Source organism: Burkholderia seminalis DSM 23518 (genome assembly GCF_902832885.1).
Classification (GTDB): Bacteria; Pseudomonadota; Gammaproteobacteria; order Burkholderiales; family Burkholderiaceae; genus Burkholderia; species Burkholderia seminalis.
Map to the genome: position 1 here is coordinate 1 of NZ_CADFDK010000023.1, position 15,306 is coordinate 15,306.

The following is a 15,306-nucleotide window of genomic DNA, read 5'->3' on the forward strand; positions in this document are numbered from 1 at the left end:
CTCAGCGACGTGACCGTGCTATTGGTCGTGCTCAGGCCCGTCGAGGCAGACGTCGACAGCGAGGTCAGGCCGTTGAGGGTGGCGGTTGACAGTGAAGTGATCGCACTGTTAGCCGACGACAGGCCGGTGGACGTCGACGTGCTCAGCGACGTCACCGTGCTATTGGTCGTGCTCAAGCCCGTCGAAGCCGACGTCGACAACGACGTGATCGAGCTGGTGGCCGAGGACAGACCCGTAGAGGCCGACGTGCTCAACGACGTGACCGTGCTGTTGGTCGTGCTCAGGCCCGTCGAGGCCGAGGTCGACAGCGACGTGATCGAGCTGGTGGCCGACGACAGACCCGTAGAGGCCGATGTGCTCAACGACGTGACCGTGCTGTTGGTCGTGCTCAGACCCGTCGAGGCCGAGGTCGACAGCGACGTGATCGAGCTGTTTGCCGACGACAGACCCGTAGACGCCGACGTGCTCAACGACGTGACCGTGCTGTTGGTCGTGCTCAGGCCCGTCGAGGCCGAGGTCGACAGCGACGTGATCGAGCTGGTGGCCGACGACAGACCCGTAGAGGCCGACGTGCTCAACGACGTGACCGTGCTGTTGGTCGTGCTCAGACCCGTCGAGGCCGAGGTCGACAGCGACGTGATCGAGCTGGTGGCCGACGACAGGCCGGTAGAGGCCGAGGTGCTGAGTGACGTGACCCTGCTGTTGGTCGTGCTCAGACCCGTCGACGCCGAGGTCGACAGCGACGTGATCGAGCTGGTGGCCGACGACAGACCCGTAGACGCCGACGTGCTCAGCGACGTCACCGTGCTGTTCGTCGTGCTCAGCCCTGTTGAAGCTGCGGTCGATAGCGAGTAAAGTTGGCCGCCATTAACCGCGTAAGTGCTTGTTGACGTAAGCGCTTGGGATGCGACTCCACTAATAGTGACACCAGCCGCTGCCGTTACAGCATCAGTGCTTTGCTTAAAGGTAATATAACTTGACCCGCCTGGACGAAGAAAAACAGACGATAAAGTATTGTCCAACACGAACGCAGAGGCCGTGCTGGACCCATCCACAGAATTCATACCCGTAGCAAAATCGGTGTTCGCCATACCACTAAAACCGGCCAAACCCACAGCCGAATTACACGCACCCGTATTTACCCCAGTACCAAGTATGTAAGTTCCACTACCAGATCCACAAGTTACAATAACACCAGCCCCACCACTCGCCCATACAGATTCCGATGCACTCACCAACAAAGTGGCAAAAAATGCCGCAAATAGAACATTAACTCCTTTCGAAATTTCAGATCGCATGCCTCGGAAGCGTTCATCATCGATGCAGATTTTGGTGAATATTCCAGACGAACACAAAGTTGACGTTTGCGATTTTCCCGACGCTGACGCAACAGATTCCGATACCACAACCCAACACGCACGCAATTTATTCCAGATAATTTTGTATATCTTGTTCATTACTCACCCCAAAAGAAAATGTTTATTTAAATCACGAGTCGTGGAGCGTCGCAAAAACGGTCGTTTTGGCTATCCTCGGATCGAGGACGCTAAAAATTTCGTAACTTGTTGTTTTTTCAAGAGGTTGCTGGAGGCGGTGAGTGATCGGACAAAAAGGACCGTTTTTGTCTAGTACAATTGAGGGGCTTCTTACAAAAATTTGCGTTCCCGGTGCACGATGGACTGCCGATTGGTTTACGGCTTTGCCAAGTCGAAAACGCAAACGTTTGCTTTTGTCGAGGCTTTCCTCTCTGCAAAGTCGGTCGAGTTCCTCACTGAATTCCTCACGCACGCAATACATCGGTCCAGTCGGGGATGTGCCATCCCGGATTGGCCCTCGATAGGTACAAAGTCATGAAAATTGGTTACGCACGCGTCTCGACTGACGAACAAAATCTCGACTTGCAAAAGGACGCCCTACGGCGCGCCGGCTGTCAGGTCATCTTTTGCGATCAGGGTGTCTCCGGCGCGACCTTCGATCGGCCCGGGCTCGAGCGCGCCCTGCGCCGCCTCAAAAAGGGTGGCATCCTTGTCGTATGGCGCCTCGACCGATTGGGACGCTCTCTTGGCAAGCTCGTCGACCTGGTTACCTACCTCGAACAGCAGAATGTCAAGTTCGAATCGCTCACCGAAAATATTTCAACCGACTCGTCCAGCGGCGTCTTGCTTTTTCATATGATGGCCGCCATGGCCCAGTTCGAACGGACCCTTATCAGTGAACGCACGAAGGCCGGAATTCAAGCTGCAAAAGCACGTGGGAAACGGCATGGACGCAAACCCGCCTTAAGTGCGACTCAACAAGAGCAAGCACTGGCTCTCATGAAGACAGAAACGATAACGTCTGTCGCTAGCCGCTTCGGCGTCAATCCGCGCACGTTGGTACGTATGCGCGCCCGATTCGCCAACGAACAAACCCAAATTCGATAAATTACAGATAACCAATAGCGTCGTCCGATTCTGCGATCCAAGGTCGGACGACGCTGGCGTCTGTGAGAGGTGGCCGCGCAAATTCGGACAGGCGGATAAGTGGGGCGGCCGGGGCCTTGAGCCAGCGAGAATGCTGGCAAAGGAACCGGAAAGATGACGAAGAGAACCCGACGGACGCACTCAGCGGCGTTCAAAGCGAAGGTGGCACTGGCAGCGGTCAAATGCGATTCAACCCGTCGATGCAACACACTAGACGCTGCGTATGCAGTGGTGACCTGCCCCCTGCAAACAGGGCCAGCCGGAGTCTAGTAAAGTTCGTTCTCGGAGAAGAAGACGAACATGAAGAAGCGCTTTACGGAACAGCAAATCATCGGGTTTCTGAAGGAAGCCGAGGCCGATATGCCGGTCAAGGAACTGTGCAGGAAGCACGGGTTCAGTGATGCGTCGTTCTACACCTGGCGTGCGAAGTTCGGCGGCATGGAAGTCTCGGAAGCCCGCCGGCTCAAGGACCTCGAGGTGGAGAATGCCCGGCTGAAGAAGCTGCTGGCCGAAGCAACGCTCGATATGGAAGCGTTGAAGGTCGTCGTCAAGGGAAAGCCCTGAGCCCGCAAGCCAAACGCGAAGCAGTATCGGCGATTCGGGAGAAGGTCAACATCTCCGAGCGCCGCGCCTGCCGGCTTGTCGGGCTTTCTCGCAGCGTGCTGCATTACGACGCGAAGCCAGACCACGAGAATGAGGTGCTAACGGCGCGTCTGGTGGAGTTGGCACACGAACGTCGTCGATTCGGCTACCGCCGATTGCACGCTCTAGTGGAGCGCGAAGGCACGCACGCCAATCACAAGCGCATCTATCGCCTGTACCGTGAGGCAGGGCTGGCTGTGCGGCGCCGTCGCAAGCGCCATGGCGTCATGATTGAGCGCGAGCAACTGGCATTGCCGGGCGCCCCCAACGAGGTGTGGTCAATCGATTTCGTGATGGATGCGTGCGGATTTCGGTGATGGTGATCAGCCGTTTCGGCGAACGTGATCATTTTGGAAGGTGGTGTTGCGCGGTCAATGGATTATAGCGAAGGTGATCGCGATCAGGATGCGGAGGACTGCTTGGCGTTGGTCTTCCGCATCGATTCGCCCTTCAACGGTAGCTTGTGGGCCTGATGGACGAGCCGGTCGAGGATCGCGTCGGCGAGCGTCGGGTCCTGCAGCCAGGCGTGCCAGTGTTCCAATGGCAGTTGGCTGGTAATGATCGTGGAGCGCGTGCCAACGCGATCGTCGAGCACTTCGAGCAGATCGTTTCGGGTGACCCTGACCCAAGAAATAGTCCGGTGCAAAGGTAGAGAAATTCGGCATGATGTGTCCACGCGGACACGAAGGCCATGCCATGAAGACGAGCAAGTTTACGGAAGAGCAGATCGCATTTGCCCTGAAGCAAGCCGAGCTGGGTACGAAGGTCGAGGAGATCTGCCGCAAACTCGGAATAAGCGAGGCGACTTTCTACAACTGGAAGAAGAAATTCGGAGGGCTGGGGCCTTCTGAGTTGCGCCGCTTGCGCCAGCTCGAAGAGGAAAACACGAAGTTGAAGCGGCTCGTGGCGGACCTGAGCCTGGACAAGGCCATGCTGCAGGACGTACTCGCAAAAAAGCTCTGAAGCCTGCCCGTCGGCGCATGTTGATCGATGAATTGCGTGATCGCTATCGAACCAGCCTGACGAAGACTTGCGCGTTGTTTGGCATGTCTCGTTCGCTGTATCGGTATCAGTCGGTTGCGCGTGATTCGTCGGCGCTGCTCATGCGTATCAAGGAGATCACCGCCACGCGCGTGCACTATGGGTATCGGCGCGTTCACGTGGTCCTGCGACGGGAAGGCTGGCGAGATAACTGCAAGCGCGTCTACAGGCTGTATCGGGCGGAGGGACTCTCATTGCGGCATAAGCGGCCACGACGCAACAAATCGGCTCGGCTGCGACAGCCCAAGCATATCGTGACCGCGATCAACGAAATTTGGAGCATGGATTTCGTTGCGGATGCACTGTTCGATGGGCGACGCCTTCGGACTCTGACCGTCGTCGACAACTACACACGGGAATGCCTGGCCATCGAGGTTGGACAAAGCCTGAAGGGAGAGCATGTGGTCGAAGCGCTGACGCGTATCACCGCCATGCGCGGGCACCCTGCCACGATCAAGGTCGACAACGTTCTAAATGCAAGCGGAATGTGCAACGCAAGGTAAAACGGGGCCGCGCACACGGCGAGATGCAGTGCGCGAGCTGTCAAAGAGCGAATGACAACCAACCAGTGGTCTTCCGCGGCATCGGGGAGACTTGCTGACCATAGTGGACACAAGATTCATCGCACACGGCGTGATCTTCACCGTACCTAAAACAGCATAGAAGCCCCAGCGGAAGGTCCGAGCATTATCTACGGGGTCGCCTGCGCCCCAACGGCAGCCGAGAGAGGGATCGATCCACTGGGTAAACCGAGTTCGAAGAACTGCCTATAAGGCTGGTTCTTCTTGATCATGCTGTAAGCCACGCGAGCCATCTTCGCTGCCACGGCGGTAAGCGCCTTGCGCTTGAGGTCAGCGTCGTCCGGATCTGCATGGACGTAACGTTCATATTTCGAGCGGAATGAGTTCTCCTTCATGCGCACGGCAGCCATGCCTGCCATCCAGAAGGCCAGCCGCAATCGTGCATTGCCGCGCTTGGAGAGTTGCTCGCGCCCCCGCTGGGTACCCGACTGTATCTTCGCCAGGTCGAATCCACAGTACTTCAGGAACTGACGGTGGTGACCGAAGCGGCGCAGGTCGCCGGCCTCGGCGAGGATAGTCATGGCGATCACCGAGCCGATGCCAGGCAGCGTCTTCAGATGGGCGAAGTCGATATTGTCGTGAAGCTCCGCCTCGGCGCGCGCCTCGATTGCCGCTCGCAGTACGTTGAGCTCCTGGTACCGGCGAAGGGTAATACGGAATGTCTCGACAGCCAGGCAATCCGGCGCGTGAGGCAAGGCAGCGGTGTGTGCAGCTGTTTCCCATATCTCTTCGAGTTTGGCGCGTTTGTTCACCTTGCGGCCGACCAGATCCCATGCAGCAGCCACAAAGCTCTCGCGATCCAGGGCGCGTACATGCGTCGGCGTCGGAAACTCGAGCAGGAAACGCACGAACCATTCGTTGCGGGTGGTGCACCAGTAGCGGTGCATCTCCGGGAAGTACAGGGGCAGGCTGTGGTTGATCAGAGAGTGCTGCACCTTGGTGCGTGCGCGGGAAACTTGGTAGTAGGTCTTTGCAAGTTCCTGCAGGTCATGATGGCCGGCGATCTGCGGGTCCACGTAGCGCTGATAGGTGCCACGCCTGAGCATTTCCAGGATGACCTGCGCGTCCTTGGGATCGTTCTTGTCCCAAGAGTTGAACATCGCTTCGCGATACCGCGCCTGTGCCACGGAATTGATGCTGACCACCTCGTGCCCAGCTGTGAGCAGGCGGTGAGCCAGCGGGCGATGGTAGTCGCCGGTCGGCTCAAGCGCTACCCGGCAATTGCCGGGTAGCGCTTGAAGGTAACTCAACAGCCGGTCGAAGTCAGGAGCGCTGTTGGTCATCCGGAAGCGCTGACGCTTCCCGTCCGACAACTCGATCAACACAGCGTTCGAATAACGGGCGATGTCGATTGCAACCAGGTTCAGGGGCAGCGTACCTTCCAGCAAGTCGGCCATTTCGGTTTCCTCCGGCGGGCGGTGAACGGGCAATCCAAAGGATGCCCGTTACCCCTGATGGCTGACATTCTGCATGTACTACGGCAGCGAGTTCATCTCGAAGGCAATGGATCGCTGGGCGTATGAACATGGCGTCGAACTGGATTTCAGCCGGCCGGGCACGCCTACTGACAACGCCAAGGTCGAAAGCTTCAACGGGCGCTTCCGGCAAGAATGTCTGAACGCGCATTGGTTCTTGTCATTGGCCGACGCGCAGAGCAAAATCGACGACTGGCGCACGTACTATAACGAGGTGCGTCCCCACTCCGCATTGCAGTGGATGACGCCCGCCGAATTCGCCCGTCAGGCAAGGGAATCCGCCTCGCCTGACAACTCAACCAAGCCGGAAATCTCCACTTCCGACCGGGACTAATTCTGGTTCAGGGTCAAGATGCCTTCGCCGGCTAGGCCGAGCTTTACAAGAGTGGGCGGATCCATGAAGCAGCCTGCATGGCGCACGCCCGACGCAAGCTGCACGACCTGCATGTCGTGAGGAAGTCGCCGATCACGACCGAAGCGCTCGAGCGCTTCGGCGCGCTGTACCAGATCGAGGCGCAGATCCGCAGCAAACCACCTGACGAGCGTCGGCGAATCCGGCAAACCCATGCGGCTCCGCTGCTCGACAGCCTGAAGCTGTGGTTCGAAGCCACGCTCAGACGCTGTCGGGGAAATCGGATACCAGCAAAGCGATTCAGTACGCCCTGAACCGCTGGGCCGCGCTCGTCTACTACTGCAGCGACGGTCGAGTGGAGATCGATAAACTGCCGGCCTAACGCGCGCTCACGGGGTGGCGATCGGCCGCCGGAACTATCTGTTCGCCGGTGCGGATTCCGGCGGCGAACGCGCGGCGGCGATGTACAGCCTCATCGGTTCCGCGCGCCTGAACGGGATCGATCCCGAGGCCTACCTGCATCGCGTCATCGACCGCATCGCCGATCACCCGATTAACCGCATCGACGAACTGCTGCCGTGGAACGTCGTGTCGCTGCTGCCGGCGAACGCTCGTACCACGCCGGTTCACTGAACCGCACATCTCCGTCCGTCAACTCCTGCCGCTACGGTACGAGTCGCACGCTTACAATTCAAGAGAACTAATAGCGTCGTCCGATTCTGCGATCAAAGGTCGGACGACGCCGGCGTCTGTTATCTATGATTTGTGGTTGCGTGGTATGGGCGAAGATGCGGCCAGTCTGATAAAGCGCGCTCGCGCGGCGCCGCTGTTTGCTAATGCCGCAGATTTCGCGCCGGGGGCGGCTTGATTGTCACGACCTGCAGGTGCTCGCAAACGAAGGAACTTCTCTCACTCAGACGGCAACTACGTGAGGCACCTTGGCTCGCGGCGGCTACCGTGCCCGATCGAGATCAACTGCACGGCACCGAAAGCGACGACGCGGTGCCGGCGCTGCTTCGACAGGAGGTAACGATCGTGCCAATCTATCGCGGGATGGACTTCATGCTCCGCCGGCATCGGAAATGGCACAACCAGCTTCGGCGCCGTCAATCTCACTAGGTGACCATAGCCTGGGGCACGCTTGCCCAGTAACGCGCTCCAGGTCATGCTTTCGGACCGATCACACACAACGGCAACTGCGCAATCAATGCGCTCCACTAGCTGCGGGATATAGTGACCTGGTCGACGCCGCTTTGCCGGCCTCGTCCACGTCGAGATCTGCAAACACGTTCTTAAGATCGACGCTGCTGCCCTCGGATGGAGAAGAGCTCTTCATTCCGCTAGATTTGACAGAAGGAATACGAATCCGCACTTCGACACGACATTCTCGGCCCGGGGTTGCTCATTGTTGGGGAGATTGGCTATCTGCCACTCTCGAGCGATCAGGCTACCCACTACTTCCACATCGTCGCTAAAATCAACGCTACGAGCGCAGTCCAATGATCCTGACCAGCAACCTGCCGACGAGGACTTCGGTGGCAAGCACCACTCCGATTGCAGCAATGCTCGACCGCATCCCTCACCACGCTACAAATTATGGCTCGAAGATACATACAAGAAACTGACGAGTCCATTACGCCAATTTTGGATTGGTATGAATTATCCAAGTCTCAAACTGGTAATTTCGACAGCTAGCGTACAAGGTTACGATGCTTTAATCTCAAATTGCTCTTGAAGCACCCAAGCCTGTCCCGCCCTTGCTTCTGCTAATGTTGCGGAAACAAGCCGGCGGGATTTTTTTATTTGGATCCATTCTTAAAATATTGTCTCAGGTAAACGCGACAAGCAGCGGAGTGACGGCCAATATACGAATACGCCTCATGGCGCTGTTGCATATGTATGCCATGAGGACGACGGAGTGCCTCTATTTAGATCTCTGACGATGCGGACTGACGTTTGCCCAACGGCGTTGTGATTGATCTGGAGTGCTCGGTCCAGGACGCCGCCATGGCCAAAGCAACAATCGTCGCGTTGGGAGCGAGTTGACGCTCCACCGCGACAACGATCTGCGGATCTATCTGCAATGCCAGTCGATCGACATCCCCCGGACCGCATCCGCCTGTGACGACGGTCGAACAGTCGATGCAGTTCGATCCACCGGCACAAGCCATCTTTGAAACCCACACCCTGGAAGGGTGTCGCATAGGCTGCCTCTCTATGATCGGCTCGGATTCTGGCTGATGCCGAATCGCCGCGAGTTCCGAGCGGCCCCGTCACCAGCAGGCGGTGATCGAGCTCACGGGCAACCGAATCCACTTGCTGCTCGACGGCGTCGATCACGACGCATTTCATCGGTTTCCGACACGACAGTACCGTTTCACGAGTTGAGGATCGGTATCGCGGACGTTGGTTGTGGATTCAATCCGTCGATGCAACGAATTGACGATAGAGGCGGCAAAGAGGGTACCACCGCGGTTCGTCGTCCAAGAACGCGGCGTACAGCTTCAAGACGCTCACGGGTCCGTGCTCACAGCACAACGTACTTGATATTCATGTCCTTGAAGTTGCCGTCCAAGTGGACGAGCTCAACAGCTGGACCGCGCTCGCCCGCGGTCCATCCATTTCGTCTGAGATCGCGAACAAAGGCACCACTTCGTCTCCATGCCTGATTTATTCAACAGCGTCGTTCACTTACCCTGATTTACCATGGCAAACATTGCCGCCTGAACGACCAGATCGGAGGGAACCCAAGTATCTTTTGACGGATTCCGCGAGCGTGAGCGTGATTTAACAAGCTTCTCTCGATGAACTCCTGCCTTATAAATCCGAGCCTGGTTAACTGACGAAAACCCACAAACGTGTATTTCGCCTCGATCAATCAGTCTCAGCAATATTCGCCGCATCTGCCCAATGCTAGCTGACACCTCAGCGCAAATCTCAGATGCAGTTCGCATTTTTTTATCGGCCATCAATTCTATCACGACACTTTCAAGATAATCCCCGCTAAATCGTGGCGCCATCATGACTCACCCCCAAATCACTCTTCCATGAATTTACACGTATGCGAGCAATCGCGAAGCAACATATTCTCTATACAAAAACACGCTCACCTACTCTCAGCGACATATTCGCGAGACGAGCGCACCCAAAAAAATCATCAATCACTTCGCTACTCAAGGCCCATGTGCCGTTGAATACGCCCCTCCAAACGCATCTGGCGATTACGACACGGCGACCGATTCACCCCAAGGCAACACAATCATGCGCCAACCCGCTCACACGGGAAATAAATACCGGAACGCATTCAGTTTCACATTCTATGCAGCAGGGCCCATCGCTATCTCAATTGAGAAATACGCACCCCAGATCTAATAATAGCTCATAGTGAACGTCATCAATGTATTGGCTAAGCCCGGCGTCACCGGGGCACTAGTCTGATAGTACCGAGCCCGGAAAGGAATTGTATAATTACCCCCAGATGCCGAATTGTATCCATTGAAAACTACCGGATTACCCAGTGGAACAGGGTTTCCAGAGCCATCGAGCAATTGCACCCCGATACCACCTGCGGTGGATGATGAGTCGAGTGCAACAACGGAGTTCGCAGCATTAACGATGGTCGTGACGGCATCAATTTCATAGTCCACCTCGCTCATACCGGCCGGACAATTAGTCAACGCTATATTGAATCCCACCGATGAACTGACGGAATTAACCCCTGTGAATTCAGAACTCATGTGCGTACCGAGAGCAACAGGAATATTGTTCGGGGTAGTACACGATGCCACGTTGAACGTCGGGTTGCCAACCGCGAAGACGTTTAATTGATTGGATACCGTTGATACCGGCCGTTCTGATATTGCGACATTGGCGATCGGACCGGACCACGTAACCATGCCCGGTGTAATCGGTCCTGTCTTCACGAACGCAAAGTTCATGCTTACGCCAAACACTACATTGCTGAACCCGCCTGAGCGGGAATAGGTACCACCAAAATTCCACCCAGTTGTACCGATAGCGTACTTGATGGGATACCATGCGGTACCCACGTAGCTATTGATCGCCATAATGACACCCACACCCGCGAGATTCGTATTAAATACTTCATATGTGAGCCCCGCCTCGGTGTACGTTTGCCCGGAATCTACCAATGCAGCCTGATAGATCGGGCCCAAAAACGCGTTGGTCGTTTCAGAACATGTCCATACATTTTGATTCTGCTGAACACCGATAAACGGCGTGATTCGAGTTCCAACCGGCGTATCACGCGGCACTGTATAGTGTCCATTCGGAACATTAAAGCTAAGTGCCCCACCACTATGTGAACAGTTGAAACTGGCAAAAGCAGGTTCACAAAACATCGCGCATAGCGCCAATAGCACTGCGCATATGTTTTGTGCCGCATTTCTGCAGCCCAACCATCTGTAATTGATCACCAGCGAAAAAAATTCCGTTCGATTCACAAGTTTCATTTGCAGACCATTCCTTTCGCCGAATATAGCGTCGAGCCTGCGACAGGCTTGTCAGGCAAGTTATATGTAACAGAACAGCGCTCGGATGGTGCATCGCCCCACTTCACTACCAGCTCACCCGTATTGGTGTAAAGCTTACGGGCAATAATCCGTCCAGACTGCGTCACGATACCAACACTCTGCCCATTACCATCCAATACATCGGCACCAAAAGGTAGCGGCTTCCCATCTACAGTGTGAGTTTCGAAGACTGCGGTATGCCCGACATTCTCAGTGACAAATTTCATTCGCACGATCGCGCCGGCAGTCGGTGCAACATGCTGCTCGGTCGCCTTGAGCTCAACCTGTATCGGTAGTCCCTTGGGATCGATTTCAATCGCGTTGCTTGCAAACGGCGTCAGACTCGACACAAGTGTGTGCCCCCACCGATCGATACGTAGACCGCTGCCATTGGCAATGCGCGCGCCGACGGCATCCTTCGCTTCTACGATCGCCATGGTCTCGCCCATGCTGGGCGTAAAGACTATCCCGTCTGAATATGCAACGATCCCGCCGGAAAGACCGGCTCCCACCTGGTTGTATGTGCGACTCGTGCTAGCATTAGCGGTAACCGTTGTCACGGGCGACAAATATGAGACGTTGCTGCCCACACTGGTATTCGCTCGAGAGCCATTTCCACCGCTTTGATCCGCACGCAGCCCGTATGTGAATGCATTATCCACGCCCAAGGAACCGGTGACCGATTGCTGAAGATCAAAGCCGCCGTGCGTATCACGCTGCAAACTTGTCGTCGAATACGGTGCGTGTGACCCGATCCCAAGCGGGATACCGACATTAATGAGGAACCGGTTGTCCCACCGTGATGCCGTCAAATCGAATTGGCGTGACGCGGATATCCCATACGTTATACGTCGAAAACTGTTATTGTAACCAATTTGAAATTGAGTATTTGTGCCGGAGCGATTCCAGTAATTCTGTGTGCTTCCTGACAGATAGAACGACCCATATCCTTGCGGTAACGGCTGACTCATCGTCAGTTGTAGTCGATTTCGCTGGATCCCCGTTAATGCAGCGTTTGATGTGTTGTTTTCGGCGTTGCTCAATGCCAAGGCATCAGTCAGACTGAGGTATCCGCTACTCGAATACCGGTAAGCAGCCAGAGCAAAATTGGTACCGGTCATCTCGAGGAGTTTGCTATATGCGAGGCGAATACTTGATCCATTCCGATCGCCCTGTCCTGGCAGGCGCGCCCAAGCTTGCGTCACATCCAGTCCGAACGCACCAACGCGCGTGTTCAACGCAACGCCAATCGCCGCAGATACATAGTCTTGAGCTGACAATACTCCACCGTACGCGGTGAGCAGGTTCGTCAAGCCGTGCTGAACAGTGGCCTGAAACATTAATGGACTGCGCACGGCGCCGGTGCTGCGATATTGCCCAGCCGTGACCTCGTAGCGTGTCACTCCGGGACGCAGAGCGTTGACAGCAGCCGCATATGGAACTTGGGAAATATGCACACTGCCATCCGCCTCGGTTACCACGACCTCGAGGTTGCCACCGTAGCCCGTCGGATAGAGATCGTCGATGACAAACGCACCAGGAGCAACTGTCGTCTCGTAGATCACGTTTCCGTTCTGACGCACCTGGACCCGCGCACTCGTGTTGGCTATGCCGTGAATTGTCGGTGCATAACCTCGCTGAGAATCGGGATACATTCTGTCGTCACTACCAAGTTGAATACCCCGAAAACCCACACTATCGAATACGACTCCATCGGTAAATGCATCACCCGCCGTGAATCGACTCCTCAGATCAGCAAAGCTTCTTTCCAAATATGTCTGGATAATCTGATAATGACTTCCATATCGACTCTCATAGCCCAGATTACCCAGATGTCTAAAGCGCCACGCCCCAAAATTGAACCCAGCGTTCAAGCCTAAATATCCAGATGTTGCCGATTGACCCTGCGACGAAAAGCTATAAGCGTTGAAGTTATACTGCAGCCGAGCCGCTGTAATCCCGTTATCCCAGTATTGGGGATCGACGTACCCTCGTGCGCTACGGACGAGCGACGCCTGCGGTAAGCTTATATCAAGCCGCTGCTCTCCCGAATCGAACTCCGCTACCGCCGCGGGTACCAAGTCAGGCAATGGTGCGCACCCCTGTGCAGCCAGGCGAGCCAACGCGTCGACCGACAACTTCGTCAAGTCAACACCCATGCGCTCTAGCAGGGGCCGATCAAAGCAGGCTTGAGCATTGAGCGCACTACCCTCGCCGGCGCGCATGAGTACTTCTGCACGACCGAACCAAACCTGGTTGAAATACAAGTCTGCACGGTAAGTTCCTGGAAGGACGACATTGCCTTTGTTAAAGCGGCTCACGTCGACGCGAACGCCCTCCATGGGATGCAAAAGTTGATCATTGAAATCAACCTCTGCTGTCGAAACCGTCGATCCCATCGACGCACCGCTTGCTGTCAAATGAATGGATACCAACACGCCAAGCAGAGCAGCATTAAGCGCTTTTAATTTAATGGAGGGCGAACGCAATAGCATTTGATGGCACCGCGCAAATTTAAGGCGTACGTAACGCTAAAGAAATTTAGCGCAGCACATGGATCATTTATATTATTTCGACGTGGAAGACGTCGATTCGTTGACGTCGACATCTCCTTCCGTCGGGCCGCCGAAATCATTGATTGCCCGATAATGCAACCGAATTGGTTGACCGGAAGGAATCTCACCAACGAGAGGAAAAATCTTGGTACTTTCTGGATCGATCATCCCGCCGTCGGCGACATGAGAAGCTTTCCCGTTTCTCGTCACGCCCAATTCAGAAATCGATACATGAAACGCGGTCGAATTTTTCGCCTCAACTGCGTAACGATTGCCCTCTTTCATCAATCGCCATTGCACCTTGGCTGGAGCGTCAGCAGCGTTCCCGACGAGACCCGAAGGTCGGTAAAACAGTTTAATTCTGGTTCGAAACGCCAATTGAAGATGGTTGATACTCGCTTCGTCGCCCGACGGTTTTGGCGGCACTTCCACGACATTTAACCAAAACACAGATTCCTTATCTCCGGGGAGCGAATCCCCTGTATAAAGTATCCGAAGCGTCTGCGCCTTATTGGGATCCAATCGGGCGAACGGCGGTGTCACCGTGAACGGTGGAGGCGCTACATCTGCGGGCGCCATCGAGGCCTTGCCGTCATCGATCCAAGTTTGAAGCAATGTAGGCTTGTCGCATTCGTTACTACTGATCTTGACGGTAACCTCGGACTCGCCCTGAACGTATATCAAGCGCGTTGCCCCGATAACGACACACGCTGTTGCAGCATTCGTGAGGAAAAAGGAGATTGCGACCCCCGCTGCAATAACGCAGGCTCGTCCGAACAATGTCTTCATCATAGGTAACAAGATAAGCGGTTCAGAGAAGCGGAGCGACGATGGTGTCGCCCGCCTCCCATTAAGGTGCTTACGATTTAGTTGTAAGCCAGCGTGTACATCACGCTCGTGGTGACGTTACCCGTGCCGGAAGCACCATTTACAGCGACATATTGCACGTAGTATTGCAGATTGGCGGATCCAGAATTAATCGCAACGGCCTTGGAGTTTTGATTAGCATCCGCATAGCCAGCGTTAATCTGACTGAAGTCTCCATTCAGCAAACCGAGCTCGAGATTGGTCACGCCAGTGCCGCTCAGATAACCAGTCGACAAATCAGTCGTCGGGCCCGGTTCAAAATATACGTGGACGTTACCCGAATTGGGTGTGCAGTTTGTCAGAGAGATCTCGAACGGCGTACGACCTGCCGTTTTACCCGCGCTCGACAAGCTCGAGGTGGAGACGGTCGGCAGCGTGACCGTAAAATTACTCGAACCGGTTCCGTTTCCGTTGATCGTGCAGGTTTGAGCGGTAATTTGACCGTTGAACGTAATCGTACCGTCAGCGGCAAATGCGCCGTGAGACGCGACGACAAGGCCCGCCGTAGCCAGACCAGCAAGCAATTTCCCCAATTTCATACGTATTCCTAATTAATTAAATTAAAATTTGTGACATTTTACTTGCCACACCTTTGCGCCCATCACGAATGACGTAACGATCGCGCACCGCCTTTCACCCGTCTTTTCGCCACATCGATACACTCAGCGAATCGAACAGACAAATGAAAAACAACTCCGAGAAATTTCCTTATCGGATTCTTATCGATGCATCATGACAGCCGAGATAAACCACAACATTACCACAGTAGAGTTTTGCTTCAAATCTGTTGAAGTAAAAC

The 15,306-nt window shown here is 55.2% G+C and carries 9 protein-coding genes and 6 pseudogenes; 8 read left to right on the forward strand and 7 right to left on the reverse strand.

Translation table 11 applies throughout. From position 1 onward, the window contains the following. The first annotated feature begins 96 nt into the window (after positions 1-96). On the forward strand, positions 97-855 hold the full coding sequence (locus HWX00_RS37225; RefSeq protein WP_279612831.1) for a hypothetical protein: 759 nt from the start codon (positions 97-99) through the stop codon (positions 853-855). 509 nt (positions 856-1,364) lie between these two features. Here the strand turns inward: HWX00_RS37225 and HWX00_RS37230 are convergent. Beyond that, positions 1,365-1,457: pseudogene (locus HWX00_RS37230) on the reverse strand (ESPR domain-containing protein); the annotation flags it as partial. Positions 1,458-1,850: 393 nt separating this feature from the next. Between HWX00_RS37230 and HWX00_RS34880 the strand changes: the two are divergent. The 3 genes and pseudogenes from HWX00_RS34880 to HWX00_RS37500 all read left to right on the forward strand — a co-directional run bounded on the left by HWX00_RS34880 (position 1,851) and on the right by HWX00_RS37500 (position 3,489). Continuing rightward, positions 1,851-2,423 (forward strand): recombinase family protein, encoded by a 573-nt coding sequence (locus tag HWX00_RS34880; protein ID WP_175028710.1) that lies wholly within the window; start codon positions 1,851-1,853, stop codon positions 2,421-2,423. A 339-nt stretch (positions 2,424-2,762) separates the two neighbouring features. Then, a pseudogene (locus HWX00_RS34885) lies at positions 2,763-3,406 on the forward strand (transposase); the annotation flags it as partial. Positions 3,407-3,420: 14 nt separating this feature from the next. Next, the gene (locus HWX00_RS37500; protein ID WP_367651045.1) at positions 3,421-3,489 is read left to right on the forward strand and encodes a hypothetical protein; all 69 of its coding nucleotides are present in this window, start codon (positions 3,421-3,423) and stop codon (positions 3,487-3,489) included. 15 nt (positions 3,490-3,504) lie between these two features. On the opposite strand, the pseudogene istB reads toward HWX00_RS37500, so the two are convergent. Next, positions 3,505-3,717: pseudogene (gene istB, locus HWX00_RS34890) on the reverse strand (IS21-like element ISBmu3 family helper ATPase IstB); the annotation flags it as partial. An 83-nt stretch (positions 3,718-3,800) separates the two neighbouring features. Here istB and HWX00_RS34895 point away from each other — a divergent pair. Beyond that, positions 3,801-4,612 (forward strand): annotated as a pseudogene (locus HWX00_RS34895) (IS3 family transposase); the annotation flags it as partial. Positions 4,613-4,836: 224 nt separating this feature from the next. On the opposite strand, the gene HWX00_RS34900 reads toward HWX00_RS34895, so the two are convergent. Then, entirely contained in the window at positions 4,837-6,123 is a 1,287-nt protein-coding gene (locus HWX00_RS34900; RefSeq protein WP_060011748.1) for an IS110 family RNA-guided transposase, read from the reverse strand. Between the two features lie 82 nt (positions 6,124-6,205). On the opposite strand from HWX00_RS34900, the pseudogene HWX00_RS34905 reads away from it, so the two are divergent. The 3 genes and pseudogenes from HWX00_RS34905 to HWX00_RS37510 all read left to right on the forward strand — a co-directional run. Beyond that, positions 6,206-6,535 (forward strand): annotated as a pseudogene (locus HWX00_RS34905) (integrase core domain-containing protein); the annotation flags it as partial. Positions 6,536-6,612: 77 nt separating this feature from the next. Further along, positions 6,613-6,935 (forward strand): annotated as a pseudogene (locus HWX00_RS37505) (IS66 family transposase). A 14-nt stretch (positions 6,936-6,949) separates the two neighbouring features. After that, entirely contained in the window at positions 6,950-7,186 is a 237-nt protein-coding gene (locus tag HWX00_RS37510) for a transposase domain-containing protein (protein WP_367651043.1), read from the forward strand. A gap of 2,735 nt (positions 7,187-9,921) precedes the next feature. Here HWX00_RS37510 and HWX00_RS36655 read toward each other — a convergent pair. The 4 genes from HWX00_RS36655 to HWX00_RS34935 all read right to left on the reverse strand — a co-directional run bounded on the left by HWX00_RS36655 (position 9,922) and on the right by HWX00_RS34935 (position 15,046). Beyond that, on the reverse strand, positions 9,922-11,025 hold the full coding sequence (locus HWX00_RS36655) for a fimbrial protein (RefSeq protein WP_208456752.1): 1,104 nt from the start codon (positions 11,023-11,025) through the stop codon (positions 9,922-9,924). Next, on the reverse strand, positions 11,022-13,580 hold the full coding sequence (locus HWX00_RS34925) for a fimbria/pilus outer membrane usher protein (protein ID WP_175028712.1): 2,559 nt from the start codon (positions 13,578-13,580) through the stop codon (positions 11,022-11,024). Before HWX00_RS34925 ends, HWX00_RS36655 begins: the two co-directional genes overlap by 4 nt. 72 nt (positions 13,581-13,652) lie before the next feature. Continuing rightward, positions 13,653-14,429 carry a fimbria/pilus periplasmic chaperone gene (locus tag HWX00_RS34930; protein WP_175028713.1) on the reverse strand — a complete coding sequence of 259 codons (777 nt, stop codon included), beginning with the start codon at positions 14,427-14,429 and terminating at the stop codon, positions 13,653-13,655. Positions 14,430-14,506: 77 nt separating this feature from the next. Beyond that, complete coding sequence (locus HWX00_RS34935; RefSeq protein WP_175028714.1) at positions 14,507-15,046, reverse strand: fimbrial protein; 540 nt, start codon at positions 15,044-15,046, stop codon at positions 14,507-14,509. Between the last annotated feature and the right edge of the window lie 260 nt (positions 15,047-15,306).